Raw genomic sequence first — 16,049 nt, 5'->3', positions numbered from 1 at the left:
TGTCACTTTCACATATATGTATTAAGTGTGATTCGTTGACTTCGATCAGGAGGATCTCGACCTTGGCACTCGATCGCGGTACGATCAGCGTTCGAAGAAATTGACTCGGAATACGACAGCGAATCCCTACAATTCAGGGGACCAAATTTCTGTGTGACGGGAATCCGACCGTTCGATCGACAGCTGTAAGTCCTGCTCGTCGTCGAGATCGATCGCGATTTCGCTGAAATCGGCAATATACCTGGATTCACGATGTCGACCCTGCCGAATCCCGACCGTCTCGCGCACGAGTGACGCCTCCGTCAATCTATCCAATTTTTTGTACGTCGTCGAAAGCGGTAGCTCCGTTTTCGTTGCGATCTCGCTTGCGGTCATCGGCACCTCGAGTGTCGAGATTATCTTCCGGCAGGCGGCATCGTCCAGAACGGTGACGACACGCTCGAAATCGGCGTCGTCTTCGACCGGCGGAAACTCGACTGGCATTACCGTCCGTTTGGAGCGGAGCCTAATGACGTATTTGGTAGTCGGATCGAGATAGTTCCACCTCGACGCGAGCGAACCCCCGAGACAATACGTCGATACTGACCGCCATCAATTACGAAGCGATAGTATAACTACGTTCAGTTACAAAGTCGGCCGAACGATGACCACGGACCGAACACCCGAGAAGACGCTCGAGAACACCCCCGGTCAGGGGCGTTCCCCCGAAGCCGACGAAATCGAGCCGGCCGCGCCGGACGAGTTCGGCCTCGTACAGGTTTGGTGGGGCGATGGAAAAGGGAAAACGACCGCAACGCTCGGCATGGGGATGCGAGCCGCAGGCCACGGCTATCGCGTCCACATGCTCCAGTTCATGAAAGGGGGTGCCTCGAGCGTCGATGCGGTCCGGGGCGAGTACAACGCTATTGCTGCCCTGCCGGGTATTTCTTACGAAAACCTCGGCCACTACGGCTGGCACGGGATGGAAGACGGCAGTGACGAAACTGACCACGAAGCCGAGGCCCAAGCGGGTCTCGAGCGAACCCACGAACTTCTCGAAGCCGCTCAAACGGCCGACATTTCGACGCCGTTCTCCTTATCAGGGGAACCCAGTGATGGCGTTCACATGCTTATTCTCGACGAGATGCTCTACGCCGCAGATCGCGGGTTGATCGAGGAATCTGACGTTCTAGACGTAATCGACGCCAAACCCGACGATCTCGAGTTAGTGCTTTCGGGAAGCCACACTCGCCCCGAGTATCTGGTCGACGAAGCCGACCTCGTGACGAACGTCCGCAAAGAGAAACATCCAATCGACAATAACCAGCGTGCCAGACGCGGAACCGAATTTTAACTGTTTGGTGGAAAGTGGGGAGTTCAGCGACTTGTATTTGCAAGCCAAGCTCAGAATAGTTTAACCTTTCTACGCATCGATATGCGAGTTATCTACAAACCTGGGAATACGTACGAAGAGATCAACTGCTACGACTTTCGAGAGTACGAACAGGGAATCGTCCTCCACAACGAAGAAGGGTACAACATCGGGTATATTCCACACGAGACGCTTAGCCATATCGAACCACACCCCAACGAACGCGTCGCATTCGACGATGACGGCGACGCAGAACAGTCGGAATAGGTTCCGTCGTCCAGTCGGCTGGGCTCGAGAAACCGATAGGACGATATCACGGCAGTACGGAGTCGGCGTACGCGGATGACACGAACGATTCTCGTCGCCGGGACCGCTAGCCACGTCGGGAAATCGACCGTGGCGGCGGGATTGTGTCGATATCTTGCGGATCGCGACGTCTCCGTCGCGCCGTTTAAAGGACAAAACATGAGCAACAACGCTCGCGTCGTTATCCAACCGTCGGGTTTTTGCGGATCGGATTTAGGTAGTCACGAATCCGTCGAACGAAATCGAGAAAGCGGCTCGTCACACTGGGGCGAAATCGGAGTATCCCAGTATGTCCAGGCGCAGGCCGCTGAGAGGACGCCAACGACCGATATGAATCCAGTCCTGTTGAAGCCGCGCGGAAACGGAGAGAGTCAGCTCGTCGTTCACGGAAACCCACTCGAGCACCTCTCGGCAAGCGAGTACTACGAGGAACACTGGGACGACGCACGAGATGCGTCGAAAGAATCGTATCGCCGACTCGCGGCCGATCACGACGTTATTATCGCCGAAGGCGCGGGGAGTATCGCGGAAATTAACCTACACGATCGAGATCTGGCCAACGTCGAAACCGCACGCATCGCAGATGCAGAAATCCTCCTGCTCGTCGATATCGAACGCGGCGGTGCGTTCGCCAGTCTCTATGGAACGCTCGAGTTGCTACCCGAACCGCTCCGCGAACGGGTCGTCGGCGCGGTCATCACCAAATTCCGCGGTGATAGCTCCCTCCTCGAGCCCGGGATCACGGAAATCGAAAATCGAACCGGCGTTCCGATACTCGGCGTGATTCCGTACGACGATCCGGGCCTCCCGGAAGAAGACAGCGTGGGGCTGCCAGCAACCGACGAACGAGAAGCCATCGGTATCGGCGACGATCACGCACTCGAACAACACCTGCTGATCGCCGTTCCCCGCTTGCCACACATTTCGAATGCGACCGATTTGGAGGCACTCGCCGCCCATCCCGGCGTAGCCGTCGAGTACATCCCCGTCGAGAAGGGGACCGCAATACCCGAATCTGCGGACGCACTCGTTGTTCCCGGGACTAAGAACACGGTCGACGACCTCCTCGCGCTTCGTCGAGCGAACTTCCACGAGAAGATTTCGGCGTTTTCCGGACCGATAGTCGGCATCTGTGGCGGCTATCAGCTCCTCGGCGAGCGGATCACGAACGCGTCGGTCGAGGGGACCGGCGAAACTGATTTCGTCGAAGGGATCGGCTTGCTTCCGGTCGAGACGTCCTTCGAGGGTGAAAAGGTGCTCGAGCAGACCACCACCTCGGTTGACGGGAGCGAATCGCCACTGCTCGCCGACGTTACCGGAACTGCATCGGGGTACGAGATACACGTCGGCAAAACCACGATGCTCGAACCCGTCGGCCATCCGCTGGGCGACTCGAGTGCTGCACGGGGAACCGTTCTTGGAACGTATCTACACGGGCTCTTCGACAACACGAACGTCCGAGCAGGTTTTCTCGAATACCTCGCAGCCGAAGCGGGCTGTTCGAAGGTCAAAAACGTCGTTCGTGAGTCCCAGAAAAACGATTTAGACGACCACCAGTCGACGAACGGAACGCCGTACGACCGAGCCGCAACGCTCGTCGAAGAACACGTCGATCTATCGGTTCTTGGACCGCCGTTCGAGTGAAAAGTGTGTTGTCCGCTGAATTACCCACAAAAGACAGTGGACGTTACGATGAACTTGGATCCGACTGTCGGCGATACGTCCCCAACAGCTCCTCGAGAATAATGCACTCCTGGTCTGTTTGATCGTAATGGGTATCGATAAATTGCTCTGCGGCCTCAAAATTACCCCTGAGACCCTGTTTTCGAACGGTGATCACTGACTCGAGGAAGAAGGTTCCGCCGTCCGGATTCGCAATCGCGGTGTGGCCCGTGTCCGTTATGTCCAATTCGGATTTGATTTCGTCGAAGTTGAACGTCTCAACCTCGTGGTCAGGGTCGATCAGCGTTAGAACGTACTCCGCAGAAAACCGGTAGAATTCGGATTTGCTCTCGAACATACCGTCTGCGACGAGCCCATCTATCTCGTCGACGACGTCGTCCGGATATCTGACGGTATCTTTCGCCATAACGAACATGTTGTAGTGAGAGGTCATTATAGTTGGGGAATTACTGAGCAGTTTGGGAACCACTGATCGCAGACGGAAGACTGAGGTCGTCGAAACCGCCGTAAATGGCTTGAAACAGAGCGAATACCAGACACCGATTGGAACGTCCAGATACCGAGTGAAAAGAAGACAGTAGCACGCCCGCAGAAGCCCTAGTATTGTCTATATATCTATAAGATGCATAAACAGGTTTATTATTTATCATACGTAACTAGCGACTGCAATGGCAGATGAAGCTGAACTCCGAGACCAGATGACCGAGGCGTTCGAAGGCGCAGATTACCCAATTTCGAGTCCAATGGACCTCGTCCCAGCACTTCCAAACGGCCCTGGAACGAAATTCGAGTCGGGCGACTTCTCGATGACCGCAATGGAAATGAACACAAAACTCTCGAGCGGGGACTTCCCCTACGAGACCGTCGACGCGTTCGTCGACGACGTTATCGAGGATTTGAAAGAACAGGGAGAAATTTAGACACGCCGTGACGTCTCAGTTGGGGATCGGGGTGCCCCAACGGTGTCGATATTTTTCGAGTCACTCGAGATCGGGATCCTGGATAGTGTCTCCAATGACTAACCCACAATCGATTCGCACATTCACGAGCAGTCACTCACGTCCGTCGGCTGTAATCACGTTCGTCCGACAGCTGCCTGTTCGTCGAGGCGCGTCGCCGAGAGCAGTGCCCGACACAGATGTGAGAATTATATCACTACATTTTTGTTTCAGCACAACAACCTATTGATGGAAATGACCGATAAGACAGTGTTCTTCACTTATCTCCGGTCAGAGAACATCCGATTTGTATGAGTGACTCTCCCCACAACAACGATGTCATCCTGATTTCCCCAACGGACAGCAATAGATTGCAAACGGCTCTCCACAAAGATGATCGTGTGAATTTACAGCGCGTACTCGATCCACAGAACATCCCCCCGACGTTTGATAGCACCGGGACGACAGGGATCGTTCTCGGACTCGAGGACCCAACGACCGTTGAATCGGTGCTCGATCAAATCCGAACAGCCACTACAATACTCGTTGCTCCACCAAACGGAAGCGAACGACTCGCAACGGTATCTTTTCGAGCCGGTGCATCCGATTATCTCTCCAGAGAGTCCCCATCGGGCGTCGTCGATCGGATCGTCACGGAACTCCAAAAAATCGCTACCCCGGCCGCTCAGTCAGAATCACGTTTAGATCAAATAGACGAAAGCTACGAAGAACTGTTTGGACGCGCGTTACCGGAAGAAGCCTTCATCATCGGCGAAAACGGGACGTATCTCGATGCCCAGATCAGCGTAAACTCCTCGAAATTATACGAGTACCCTGCGGATGATTTACTTGGGCTCGAACTCGACGATGTCTTTCCGGCACCGGTAGCATCCAGTCTCCAGGAGTGTATTACTCGAACTATCGAAAGCGAACGCATTCAGTCGATCAAATATGAGACACAAACGTCAAAAGGGCTTCGGACGTTCGAAGCGCGGGTTATACTCCTAGACGAACACGTTGGAGGAAAGCGTGCCGTCGTCTGGCTTGCCAGAGATATTACGGATCGGAGAGAGAAAGAGCAACGCCTCCGATCTCGCCATAAACGACTTGAACGTACCAACGAGATCAACGCAGTTGTCAAAGAGGTTATTAAAACGATTGTCGAAGCCCCAACCCGCCCGGCGATTGAAGAAAACGTCTGTAATCGCCTCGTCGAGTCGGAACTCTACAGTTGTGCGTTCATCGGAGGCGGGGACTCCAACGCACTCTATCGAGTTGGATGTGGTGCCCCCGACACGGAGTTAGCGAAGTTAATCGAGCAGGACTTGAAATACGAGCGAGCCATCGAAACGGGGGACATCCAGACGTTCAGCGATAAGACCCACATCAACCAGCCTCCCGTCCCACTCGAGGGAGTCGACCTCGGTTCCGACATCAATTCTGCGATGGTGGTCCCACTCATCCACGATGGCCTCGTCTACGGCGTTCTCGCCGTCTTTGCGACCCGATCAAATGCATTTGGCTCGAGGGAGCGAGATAGCTTTCGATTGCTCGGCGAATCGATCGGGTTTTCGATTAATGCGGTGAAAAACCGCCGTTTGCTCTTTTCCGACGCAGTCGTCGAACTCGAGATTCGAATCGACGGCGGCGACTCCATCTCGTTTCACCTGTCGGAAAAATACGACTGTACGTGCTCGCTGAAGTGGGCGGGAACAACAGCGAGCGGGAAGACGTATCAGTACGTGCTAGTCGACGGAATCGACGGTGATACCGTTCGTACCGAGGCTGACCAGCACGAATCCGTTCAGGAATGTCGCGTGGTTCACGACGGTGCGGAACACTGTATCGTCGAACTTCGACTCGTTGAATCAGGTGTCAGAGCACTGTCTAACCTCGGCGTAACTATCCGTGAAATAACCGTCGAGGATAACGTCACGACGTGTCTCCTCGATGTTCCACGAGACGCAGACGTACGAGAAATCCTGAATAACCTCGGACAGATATACCAGAATACAGAACTCGTTGCGAGACGGGAAGTGGATCGGTCCGTCCAAACAGTCTCGGAGCAGAGAGACCAGATACTCGATCAGTTGACCGAAAAACAGCTGACAACGCTTCGATTGGCGTACTACGGGGGGTATTTCGATTGGCCGCGAGGAAGTACGGGTGAAGAGATTGCACAAGCGATGGATGTCGCACCACCAACGATGCACCAGCATCTCCGAAAGGCGTTACAGGAACTTCTCTTCGAATTCTTAGAAGAAGAGACGCGGACAGTCTTCGACCGGGAACAGACGTAACACTCTCTGTCGAGACCAGATGAAACGTTCTTCGTTGAGATTACGTGTCTATTCGCGATGTCCTGACTGTGGCGGGTCTAGAAAGGAGAGAACTCCGAGACAGTAGTATCACCAAACGTTCATTTGATCTCTGTGCGAGTCGTTGTTTCAACGGCTACCGAGACGTTCGTCTCGTCAAATAGTGGTATAGCACCGAGACACGAATGCAAAACCGCTGTCTCCTGAGAAAGTCAACGAAAGCGACCAACGATACACTACAGAAACGACCAACGATACACTACAGAAACGACCAACGATACACTACAGAAACGACCAACGGACACGTTAAATACTGCTATCGCGCTTGAACTCACTGTTAGGAACAGTCAGTGAATTCCTTATTCGTCGTCAGCGTCTTCTTCGCCGCGAGCGAAACTGGCTGCCGAGTCGCCCGCTGAATCTGCAGTACCAGCAGACGGTCCTTCGATGAGTTCCTCGAAATCGTCTACTTCGTCGTACTGATCCTGGTAGACGAGTGCGGCTTTTCCGAGTGACGTGATTTCGTAGAGTCCCGAGCGTTTGGCGGGACCGATTTTTTCCACGAGACCGTAATCTTCCAGAACCGGCAGTCGTGTGTTGATGTTCTTTCGGCTTTTATCCGTGTGCGCTGAAAGATTCGTTGCGACGTTACGTCCCTTGTCCTCGAGCGCCTCGAGAATCAGGAAGTCGGTAGGTTGTCTGAGTTTCATCTCTGATTGCTCTTGTACTCTACTCTATTTCCAGTGGTAACTAATACTTTCGGCTTCGATCCATACATTTGTAATGGTAATTAGTTTCGGGGTGAAAAGTGGCTGCTCTCGATAAACGGTTCGTAAGCCAACTTGCTGAGTGGATTGTAAGCCAGTTCGATTGGTATTCGGGGAGCAGAGCTAACAAATAACTCATGTTAAGTGGCTCTCCTCATCAAGACCGTGTCTTATACTCCTGAACGCCTGCTTGGCTGTGAGTGGTTATGTCATATATTCGTGTCGTACAACCTATGAATACTCTAGTTTCTGGATGGCTTGGCAAAACTCCGAACTGAACGGCTCACAGCTCCCTCCATTTCGTAGTCGGTGATCGACGATCTGACCGTTCCGATCCAATGCAAGAGGGACGCGACCTCGTCTGGAGACCGAACTCGACACGAAGCCCAAGATTCGGTTTCATCGCCGACTCGAATACCGATTCCATCCGGTTCGACCGCTTCGAACGCTGATTCGTCCGTCGTATCGTCACCGATATAGAGAACGAGCGGCTCCGTCGGCAGTGACGAGCGAAGCAACTCCACAGCGTTTCCTTTTCCCCACGGTATCTGTGGCGAGATTTCTATCACTCTCTTCCCGCTCGAACGCTTCAGTACGCCGTTACCGATTCGGTCCATCACCGACCCCACTATGTTATCCACTGTCTCGTGATAGCGATTAGGGACAGATCGCAGATGAACTGTTCCTGTTAGCCGTTTGTTTTCTACCCAGCACTGCGGGACCGAGTCAAGTTCCGACTCGAGCCTCGAACAAACGTCGTCGACGAGCGACGCTCGTTTCTGGGCGATCGGATGCACCGAAACCGTCCCACTGCGTTGGATTTCGAGCCCGTGATTACCCGCAAAGAGGGTCGGTCCATCGATGCGAGTGCGAACGTCAGCAAGACTACGACCGCTGATTACCGCCGTCGTAATCGCAGGGTCTGACGTGATTCGATCGAGCGCATCTACGGCTGAATCCTTCGGCGACGCCTCTGTTGGGTCAGCTACGATCGGAGCAAGTGTTCCGTCGAAATCGAGACACAACAACACGGAATCTGCGACACGCAACGTCGTTCGTAACTGTGGCAATCGCTCGTGCACCGGGGTTGGAGTATCGATCGACATCCGTTAGGACACCGGCGATTGCTGTTCGTTTGGACGTTCATCCATCGAATCCCCACTCGAATGGAGTCGTTGGATTTCGACGAACTGGTCTCGCATCCACGATTCGAGATCTCCGTCGAAGACGCGGTCTCGAAGGATCGACATTCGTCGCTGTTTTTCACCCTGATCCGTCGTTAATGCGCACTCGAGTGTGTTTGCAAAGTGATCCGTTCGATCGGGCGCGATCGTATACGCGTGGGAACCGAACGTTTCGTGAGCGCCGGCCCGGTTGCTCAGCAACAACGCTCCCGACTCTTCGACGCTCGAGGCGAGATATTCCTGTGCAACGAGATTCATCCCGTCATTGACTGGGCTGACAATCATAACGTCGGCTTGACGGTACAACGCACACAGTTCCTCCTGCGGAAGGATATCCTCGGTATACACAATCGGTGTCCAATCAGCAGAACCGTATCGTGCATTGATCCGATCTACCTGCTGTCGGACCGCCTCGCCCAATTGCTCGTAGGCAGGGATATCCGTGCGGGATGGCGTCGCTTTCTGAACGAACGTGAACTCCCCTCGCCAATCCGGGTTCCGATCGAAGAACGTCTCGATCGCGGTAAGTCGCTGTGGGATCCCTTTCGTGTAATCGAGCCGGTCGACGCCCAGTCCGATCGTGCTCGTCCGTGAAATATCGTATCTCGAGCAAATCGACTCCCACTGACTCTCGTCGGTGGCTGCCGATTCCTCGGCGTACGACGATGCATCGACACCCATCGGTGTTGCAACAACGCGCGTCGTGTTCCCGTTGTAGTCGACAGTCCGAGTGCTTCTATTGACAGTTGCGTCGTCGACGAAGGTATCGACACACTCGAGAAAGAGATCTGCATACTGATCGACGTGAAACCCCAACAGATCGTTTCCTAATAGCCCTTCTAACAGTTCCTGGCCCCCCGGACAAGTGGTAAACGTCTCCGGTGACGGCCACGGGATGTGCCAAAAGTGGGCAATCGTTACCGAGTCCGGAACTCGTTCTCGAATCAGTTTCGGTGCCAAGCCGAGGTGGTAGTCCTGCAACCAGACCACCGTCTTCTCCGAGGCGTGTTCGGAGACAGCGCTCGCGAACTGTTCATTGATAGTTCGATACCACTCGAGGTCACCGGGCCGATCGTCGATCAGATGGGAGAAGCCGTGACAGAGCGGCCAGAGGACGCGGTTGCTCCAACCGTAATAGTAGGAGTCTACTGCCTCATCTGAGAGCCAGAGACGACGAAGCGTATACGATTCGTCATCGGGTGGGACTCGCACACAATCGTTTGTATCGGTTACCTGTCTGTCAGCGTCACCGTCACCCCACGCGATCCAGGTCCCGTTAGATCGACAGAGGACGGGATCCAGGCCTGCAGTGAGCCCGCCGGTCGGTTCGTCAACCGTAATTGACTCGTCGTCCGAATCGTCGTATTCGTGACGGTACGGTTGTCGGTTCGAAACGACGATCAGCGATTCGGGACAGACATCCGAGACGGCGGGTGGTTCGGTACCGGTGGTAGCGGTCTCGTGGGTGGAATTAGAAGTACTCGTGTCGGTTGAATCGGAGCCGCTGGTGTTGGGAGAACTTGCGTTACTGACGAGGGTGGTGTTGGAGTCAATTTCTTTGGGGGACTGAGATGTAGGGTCTGTGCGGTTGGTAGTAGAGACATCTCGACGATCAATCGGCGGTCCTTGCTCCTCGAAATTTCGCATTCGGTGGTGAGAGACAGTTCCCCTACGGGTTGGGTCGTCGCCTGCAACCTCAGGGTAGTCTAATGCGACCCGATAGTAGTCGTTACCAAAGACTGGTCAGTACGCACTTAGAGTCTCGATTTGCAGGATAATTCTCGAGTCCGAATATCCCTGAATTGCGTCCGAGCATCACTGAGTTGGAACTGAACGGAGAACCATCGTTCGGTTACACACCGGGTTTCCGGTGAATAGTCCCGTGTCGACGGTTACTATTCGGAAGAACGGACGTCAAAGCGAGAATTACCGGGAAATCGAGATCATGCAGATGAGCCCAAGTGGTTCACTCAGAGTCGACCGTCTCGACGAGAACTTTTTGCACCACATCCGGATCTTCGAGAAGTTGATGTTCGGTATAACTTCCTTCGGCGCTCCCACCACTCTGTCGTGACTGTTCGATAATATCGAGGAACGCGTGTTCTTTCAGAAGGTCCCGAACACGTCGGAGCGAAAGCGTATCCGAACCTTCCTGACGACAGATCTCTTCGTAGACGTCGAAAATTCTCGTCGTTCGAAAGCCGTCTTCGTCGGATTCGTTGAGCGAAAGCACTGCAAGCGCCTGAAGCACGTATCGTGAATGTGGCGTCGAACCACGTATCAATTCACGGAACCGGTCAGTTTCGGCACGTTCGCGTGCCTGTACGACGAACTCTTCTCTAACGGTTTCGCTCGAGTTCGATTGTGCGATTTCGCCGGCGTACCGAAGAATGTCGATCGCCTTTCGTGCGTCCCCGTGTTCTCGCGCGGCAAGCGCCGCTGCGCGTGGAATCACCGATGCCTCGAGTACGCCGTCTTTGAAAGCGTCACTCCGCGCTTGCATGATATCGCGGAGCTGATTTGCGTCGTACGGTGGGAAGACGAACTCTCGCTCGCAAAGCGAGGACTTGACCCGTTCATCCATCCGATCTTTATACTTGATCTTGTTACTGATACCGATGACGCCGATCTTGCAATCGGTGAGTTTTCCGGCCTCGCCCGCGCGCGAAAGTTGCATAAGAATATCATCGTCGTCGAGTTTGTCGACCTCGTCGAGGATGATGAGAACGACACCATACTGCTCGTCGAGAACCTGCCAGAGACGTTTGTAGTAGGTCGAGGTGCTGAGCCCTTTATCAGGGATTTTGATGTCGGTAGCCTCCGAATTATTCATCGAATGGGCGATCGTCTGGACGGCTTGGGTTTCCGTGTTATCCTGTGCACAATCGACGTAAGCGAACTCCGCGGTGACACCCTCTTCTTTCGCGACCCGGACGAGCCGTTCCGAGATGTGTTTCGCACAGAGCGATTTCCCGGTTCCCGTCTTTCCGTAGATGAGAAGGTTACTGGGGCTCTGCCCGAAAATAGCGGGATTCACTGCGTTCGCGAGATCCGCAATCTCATCATCGCGACCAACAATACGACCCTCCTCTGGTAAGTGATTGATCTCGAGAAGCTCTTTGTTCTCGAATATGTGATCGTCTCGAGTGAATAGATCGTCACCGGAACTCGACATAGGTATTGACACCACGTTTCCGGTGAATTATCTTTACTGTTTGGATCGGTATTTACTGTTTGTTCGGTACTACTCAAAGCAATAGCAAGTGGTGATCAGATAGTTGTGGGAGAGATAATCGTGTGAGGGATGTGATTGACATGATATGATGGGTGCGCGCGGGAGCGCGCACACACCACGTTTCCGGTGAATTGTGGCGGCGGGTAGGGTGGTGTTGGGAAGACAGGCACACCGGGTTTCCGGTGAACCAGCGGAAAGGGTGGTTCGGTTTTTGAGTTTTGAAGCGAGAAGGGTAGAATGAGAACAGACTGTACTTGGTAACGAGTGAGCGGAATAGTACTCAGCAGACGGTACAACACTCAGTAAGCGGAATAACATTTCCACATTCTTTCCACATTTCATCCCCATTTTAATTTATTAATTTCGTTTGCTTAGACTTGGCTTGCTTAGATCTGATTCAAGTCTATCCGTTGATAGATCCAAAACTGCATTCAAAGAATAGAAGAGTATTAATAGTAGAGGAGTCAATAGTCCATTAACTTAATCGATTTAGCTATAAGACTACAGTCGATTTAGCGGAATTTCACCGGAAATCGGCTGAGGTGCTCCTCAGTTGGTGAGTAACTCGGCAACTGACCTATTTTGGAGACAGTGTGCTGTTTGTCGGATCGGAATCTTTGTCTACCAACCGTCCAGTAAAATAGGTCTTTGAAGGATTCTTTGTGCGATAAGTTCCAGACCATCATCATAACCATCGTAAAATATAACCATATTACCTGATCTTTCACACGCTTACTGGTACCTCTCACACACCATCTTTCCGGTGAAAACCCCTCATTCTCAACCACCCCCACCCCTTCACACCCCGTTTCACCGGAAACGTGGTGTGTGCGCGCTCACCCCCATTTCTATAATCTCGCTTCTTCGATCCTCTCATCTCTATTTACTGACCCTTCTTCTTCTAAACCGACAATCCACTTCTTCCAGAGTATCACTCTCCCCTCAACCCCATTCTCTTCGAACACTTTCGAATCTCGTAGATACACTTTCTCTTCGTTATTTCACTGGAAACCCGGTGTCCCCCAATTCACTCGGTTCGACTTCTCGAGATTCACCGGAAATCCGGTGTGTTCTTTTCAATATCGCGGTTGTGGTACTCCGTATTTCCACCCAGTGGTACGGATATCGCCCGAGTTGTTACACGCAACTCGAGCTGTGTGTACTGCGAGCTGGATATACCACGAGTTGCGTATACCAATTAAAGGCGTCTCATTCAGAACGAGTACGCCGGCTCTCGTTGATCCGCCGACTGTTCTCTCCTTGTGTCTTCACCGGAAACCCGGTGTGTTTGTTTCCGATATTAGATCCCAGGTCAATAGTGGTTCCCGAACTAATAGTAGTAGAATCCCGGACAAATAATAGTAGAATCTCGGACTAATAGTAGTAGAACTCGAGTTCATGACCGCAGTTACGACAATCCGTTTCCGTCCCCTGGAGATAATTCATTCCGCCGGATTCAATGGGTTGAATTCCCATTCCTCGTGGAATATTCGCGTTGATCGTCGCTTGACATTCCGGACAGCCAATCTGCATATTCGTCTGATTTGAACTCGACATGCCCCTCCGTAATTCACACTCGGGGTTAGTTATCCCAACCGTACTCCACCCCTCCAATCGAGTCTGACGACGAGACGGGTTCTCGTTCACTGTTTCCACGAGTTTCTGGCCTCGAGACGTTCGTTGTGATTTCCTTGTTCGTCGTTTGCAACGGATGAGGAAGTCCGTCGAGAGCGGTTTAGGTCGAATTGATTTGAGGGCGGTTTACGGCGTATTAATTTTCGAATCCGGAGCCTTCTCGAGAGCAACGGTTACGTATCTCCGACGCTTCTCGTTGGCTCGAGTGTTTCCCCTCTCAGAATCGATCCCAATTCTCCATGCCAGCCTATCGTGCGCTGGCAAGCGGACGACCATTGCAACGCGACGTACTCACGGACGGCCATTGCAACGCGACTGTCCTATACGGCTTCACCAATCGTACTACTCTCTAATTTGGCAATTATTCTTTGGGTTGTCGAGCCGATACTCGTCTTGTTCCCAGTTTTCAGTAATGAACCAACGAGCATTTCATAGTGCACTCCTTCACTCCTTATATGGACAGACGTTCGTATCTTGGTTCGCTGGCGGGAGTTGGATCTATCGGCCTCGCTGGTTGTCTTGACACCGTCAATTTTTTTGACGACAGCGAAACGGCGCTGAATCCTCCTGACCGGGAGCAGGATCTATCCCAAGCGATCCATCCTACACACGGCGACGAGTTTCCATCGTTTTCTATTCCGGACCCGATTGCGGACGAAACGATTACTAGAGACGATTTCGTCGGCGACCGATCGTTTCTCATGACCTTTATCTTTACTTCGTGCACGGACGAGTGTGGCACGCTCGTGAATTTGCTTCGGCTCGTTCAAGAGGATGCCGTCGAAGAGGGGTACGAAGATGATGTTGCATTTCTTTCGATGACGTTCGATCCCGAAACCGATGATGCCGACGCGCTTCGCGAGTACGGACAACGATACGACGTTGATATCGAAGCGGAGAATTGGCGATTCCTCCGGCCCGAGACGCAGGATAAGGCACTCGAGTTGGTAAACGAAACGTTTGGCGCACCGATCGAGGTTCAACCGCCAGAAGAGGGCGAACACCATCACGACGACGGCGAAGGAGACAGTGATGGCAACGAGAGCGCCGAGGGGGACGAGACAGAATCGTCCGGTGAGCATAATGAGTCCGACCATGGCGGCGAGGAGAACCACGACGACACCGATGGCGAGGACGAGCACGAGGGGGATGCTCACCGTGAGGATGACGGTGAGGACCACGACGATGAGGACGAGGAAACCACCACGCACTATTATATGATCTTCCTCGTCAATCAGGACGGCATCGTCGAACGGTCGTATCCATTTGCGCACACGGAAACGCCCACCGATATCATTGACGACGTTAGAACGGTGGTCGAATAACGATGCGTCGCCGCGATCTCCTCGCTGGGCTGGGAAGCGTGGGGGTACTCGCCAGCGCTGGCGCAGCGGCAGTGTACGGCGTCCCGTCAGCATCCGACCTATTCGGAGACGACGAAGGCGAGATGCGTCACGATCCGGTGTCGATACAGACGCTCGAGGCGACCGGAAGCGAGCCCGGTGAGATTACCGTTCCGGACGAAAATCAGGTCACCTTCGTCGATCTGTTTGCGACTGACTGTAGCCCCTGTCAGGCGCAGATGCCGGATCTCCGCGAAGCGCACGATCGACTCGGTAACGACGTCCAGTTCATCTCGGTCACCAACCAGAGCGAGGAGGTCGTCGATGACGACGACATCGCCGAGTGGTGGGACGAGTACGACGCAAATTGGACCGTCGGACGAGATAGCACGTCCGATCTGATCGTTCATTACGGCGCGGGAACACCTATCGGCCTCGCGTTCGACTCGGCTGGCTACCTTCGGTGGGAGGAGTCTGGCCAGAAGACGACGGACCAGGTCGTTACCGAACTCGAGGCAATTCTCGAGGACGACGAATAATCACGCCAGAAATATACCTACAGTTGACAAATCCTAACATTCGATGATCGACCCTGCCCTCGCGTCCGCGATCGGGTTTGCGTTTACGGCGGGTATCGCGACGTTCTTTTCGCCGTGTGCGTATCCGCTTCTTCCGGGATACGTCGGATTCTACGTGAGTCAAACCGACGGGAACCGCTCGTCGCTGAGCGGCTCCGTTCTCCGAGGGATCGTCGCAGGGACCGGCGTTTTGGCGACGTTCGCCGTCCTCTTCGGTGCAGCGTACTGGATCGGTCAAAACGTCCTCAGTAGTATGACTGTACTCGAGCCCTTAGTCGGGGGACTTCTCGTCGTCTTCGGACTCGTCGTTTTGCTGGATCTCGCACCGTCGTTATCCGTGGCGCTCCCCGAACGCCCGACCGGGCTCTCCGGTTTCGGAATCTTTGGCGCCGGGTATGCGCTGGCAGCGGCTGGCTGTGTTGCACCGGTATTTCTCGGGGTCGTCACGCAAGCGATGGCCATGAATCCGGTCCCGGCGACCCTCGTCGTCGGTTCCTACGTCGGAATCGTTGTCGTTTTGATGGTCGCGCTCACCGTCGCCACAGGTGTCGGACTCGTCGCGAATGCCGGGTGGATTGCAAGGCATACGAAAACGATAGAGCGACTCGCCGGTGTCGTCATGATCATTGCGGGACTCGGACAAATATATTTGGCATTTTTCGTCAATACATACTGAATACGAATTTGATCGCGGTATTTTCTCCCCATCGT

At 53.6% G+C, this 16,049-nt stretch carries 14 protein-coding genes; 8 read left to right on the top strand and 6 right to left on the bottom strand.

What is annotated here, in order from left to right; all coding sequences use genetic code 11:
• Positions 1-126: 126 nt before the first annotated feature.
• Positions 127-483 carry a helix-turn-helix domain-containing protein gene (locus ACZ5C7_RS22900; protein WP_464378819.1) on the bottom strand — a complete coding sequence of 119 codons (357 nt, stop codon included), beginning with the start codon at positions 481-483 and terminating at the stop codon, positions 127-129.
• 160 nt (positions 484-643) lie between these two features.
• On the opposite strand from ACZ5C7_RS22900, the gene ACZ5C7_RS22895 reads away from it, so the two are divergent.
• The 3 genes from ACZ5C7_RS22895 to ACZ5C7_RS22885 all read left to right on the top strand — a co-directional run bounded on the left by ACZ5C7_RS22895 (position 644) and on the right by ACZ5C7_RS22885 (position 3,301).
• Positions 644-1,333 carry a cob(I)yrinic acid a,c-diamide adenosyltransferase gene (locus tag ACZ5C7_RS22895; RefSeq protein WP_464378818.1) on the top strand — a complete coding sequence of 230 codons (690 nt, stop codon included), beginning with the start codon at positions 644-646 and terminating at the stop codon, positions 1,331-1,333.
• Positions 1,334-1,414: 81 nt separating this feature from the next.
• Entirely contained in the window at positions 1,415-1,618 is a 204-nt protein-coding gene (locus ACZ5C7_RS22890) for a hypothetical protein (protein ID WP_464378817.1), read from the top strand.
• Between the two features lie 75 nt (positions 1,619-1,693).
• Positions 1,694-3,301: a cobyric acid synthase gene (locus tag ACZ5C7_RS22885; RefSeq protein WP_464378816.1), complete on the top strand. Its 1,608-nt coding sequence runs from the start codon at positions 1,694-1,696 to the stop codon at positions 3,299-3,301.
• 43 nt (positions 3,302-3,344) lie between these two features.
• Here the strand turns inward: ACZ5C7_RS22885 and ACZ5C7_RS22880 are convergent, their stop codons facing one another.
• Positions 3,345-3,746 carry a ribbon-helix-helix domain-containing protein gene (locus ACZ5C7_RS22880; RefSeq protein ID WP_464378815.1) on the bottom strand — a complete coding sequence of 134 codons (402 nt, stop codon included), beginning with the start codon at positions 3,744-3,746 and terminating at the stop codon, positions 3,345-3,347.
• Between the two features lie 262 nt (positions 3,747-4,008).
• On the opposite strand from ACZ5C7_RS22880, the gene ACZ5C7_RS22875 reads away from it, so the two are divergent.
• Together ACZ5C7_RS22875 and ACZ5C7_RS22870 are read left to right on the top strand one after the other, a co-directional pair.
• Positions 4,009-4,260: an MTH865 family protein gene (locus ACZ5C7_RS22875; RefSeq protein ID WP_464378814.1), complete on the top strand. Its 252-nt coding sequence runs from the start codon at positions 4,009-4,011 to the stop codon at positions 4,258-4,260.
• Positions 4,261-4,589: 329 nt separating this feature from the next.
• Entirely contained in the window at positions 4,590-6,578 is a 1,989-nt protein-coding gene (locus tag ACZ5C7_RS22870) for a bacterio-opsin activator domain-containing protein (protein WP_464378813.1), read from the top strand.
• 377 nt (positions 6,579-6,955) lie between these two features.
• On the opposite strand, the gene ACZ5C7_RS22865 is transcribed toward ACZ5C7_RS22870, so the two are convergent.
• From ACZ5C7_RS22865 to ACZ5C7_RS22850, 4 genes are all read right to left on the bottom strand, one after another.
• Positions 6,956-7,306, bottom strand: coding sequence for a winged helix-turn-helix domain-containing protein (locus tag ACZ5C7_RS22865; RefSeq protein WP_464378812.1), 351 nt, complete (start codon positions 7,304-7,306; stop codon positions 6,956-6,958).
• 299 nt (positions 7,307-7,605) lie between these two features.
• On the bottom strand, positions 7,606-8,469 hold the full coding sequence (otsB, locus tag ACZ5C7_RS22860; RefSeq protein WP_464378811.1) for a trehalose-phosphatase: 864 nt from the start codon (positions 8,467-8,469) through the stop codon (positions 7,606-7,608).
• 3 nt (positions 8,470-8,472) lie between these two features.
• Positions 8,473-10,194, bottom strand: a complete 1,722-nt coding sequence (locus tag ACZ5C7_RS22855) for an alpha,alpha-trehalose-phosphate synthase (UDP-forming) (protein ID WP_464378810.1) — start codon at positions 10,192-10,194, stop codon at positions 8,473-8,475.
• Between the two features lie 319 nt (positions 10,195-10,513).
• Complete coding sequence (locus ACZ5C7_RS22850) at positions 10,514-11,722, bottom strand: Cdc6/Cdc18 family protein (protein ID WP_464378809.1); 1,209 nt, start codon at positions 11,720-11,722, stop codon at positions 10,514-10,516.
• A gap of 2,150 nt (positions 11,723-13,872) precedes the next feature.
• Between ACZ5C7_RS22850 and ACZ5C7_RS22845 the strand changes: the two genes are divergently transcribed.
• The 3 genes from ACZ5C7_RS22845 to ACZ5C7_RS22835 are packed head-to-tail and all read left to right on the top strand — an operon-like array spanning position 13,873 to position 16,014.
• A complete protein-coding gene (locus tag ACZ5C7_RS22845; protein WP_464378808.1) occupies positions 13,873-14,742 on the top strand; it encodes an SCO family protein in 870 nt (289 codons plus the stop codon).
• Positions 14,743-14,744: 2 nt separating this feature from the next.
• Positions 14,745-15,299 (top strand): TlpA family protein disulfide reductase, encoded by a 555-nt coding sequence (locus ACZ5C7_RS22840; protein WP_464378807.1) that lies wholly within the window; start codon positions 14,745-14,747, stop codon positions 15,297-15,299.
• 43 nt (positions 15,300-15,342) lie between these two features.
• The gene (locus ACZ5C7_RS22835) at positions 15,343-16,014 is read left to right on the top strand and encodes a cytochrome C biogenesis protein (RefSeq protein ID WP_464378806.1); all 672 of its coding nucleotides are present in this window, start codon (positions 15,343-15,345) and stop codon (positions 16,012-16,014) included.
• Positions 16,015-16,049 lie beyond the last annotated feature (35 nt).

This window comes from Halostagnicola alkaliphila, from assembly GCF_055379965.1.
The sequence above is the reverse complement of the archived record's forward strand: the minus strand, read 5'-3'. Positions and strand labels throughout refer to the sequence as shown.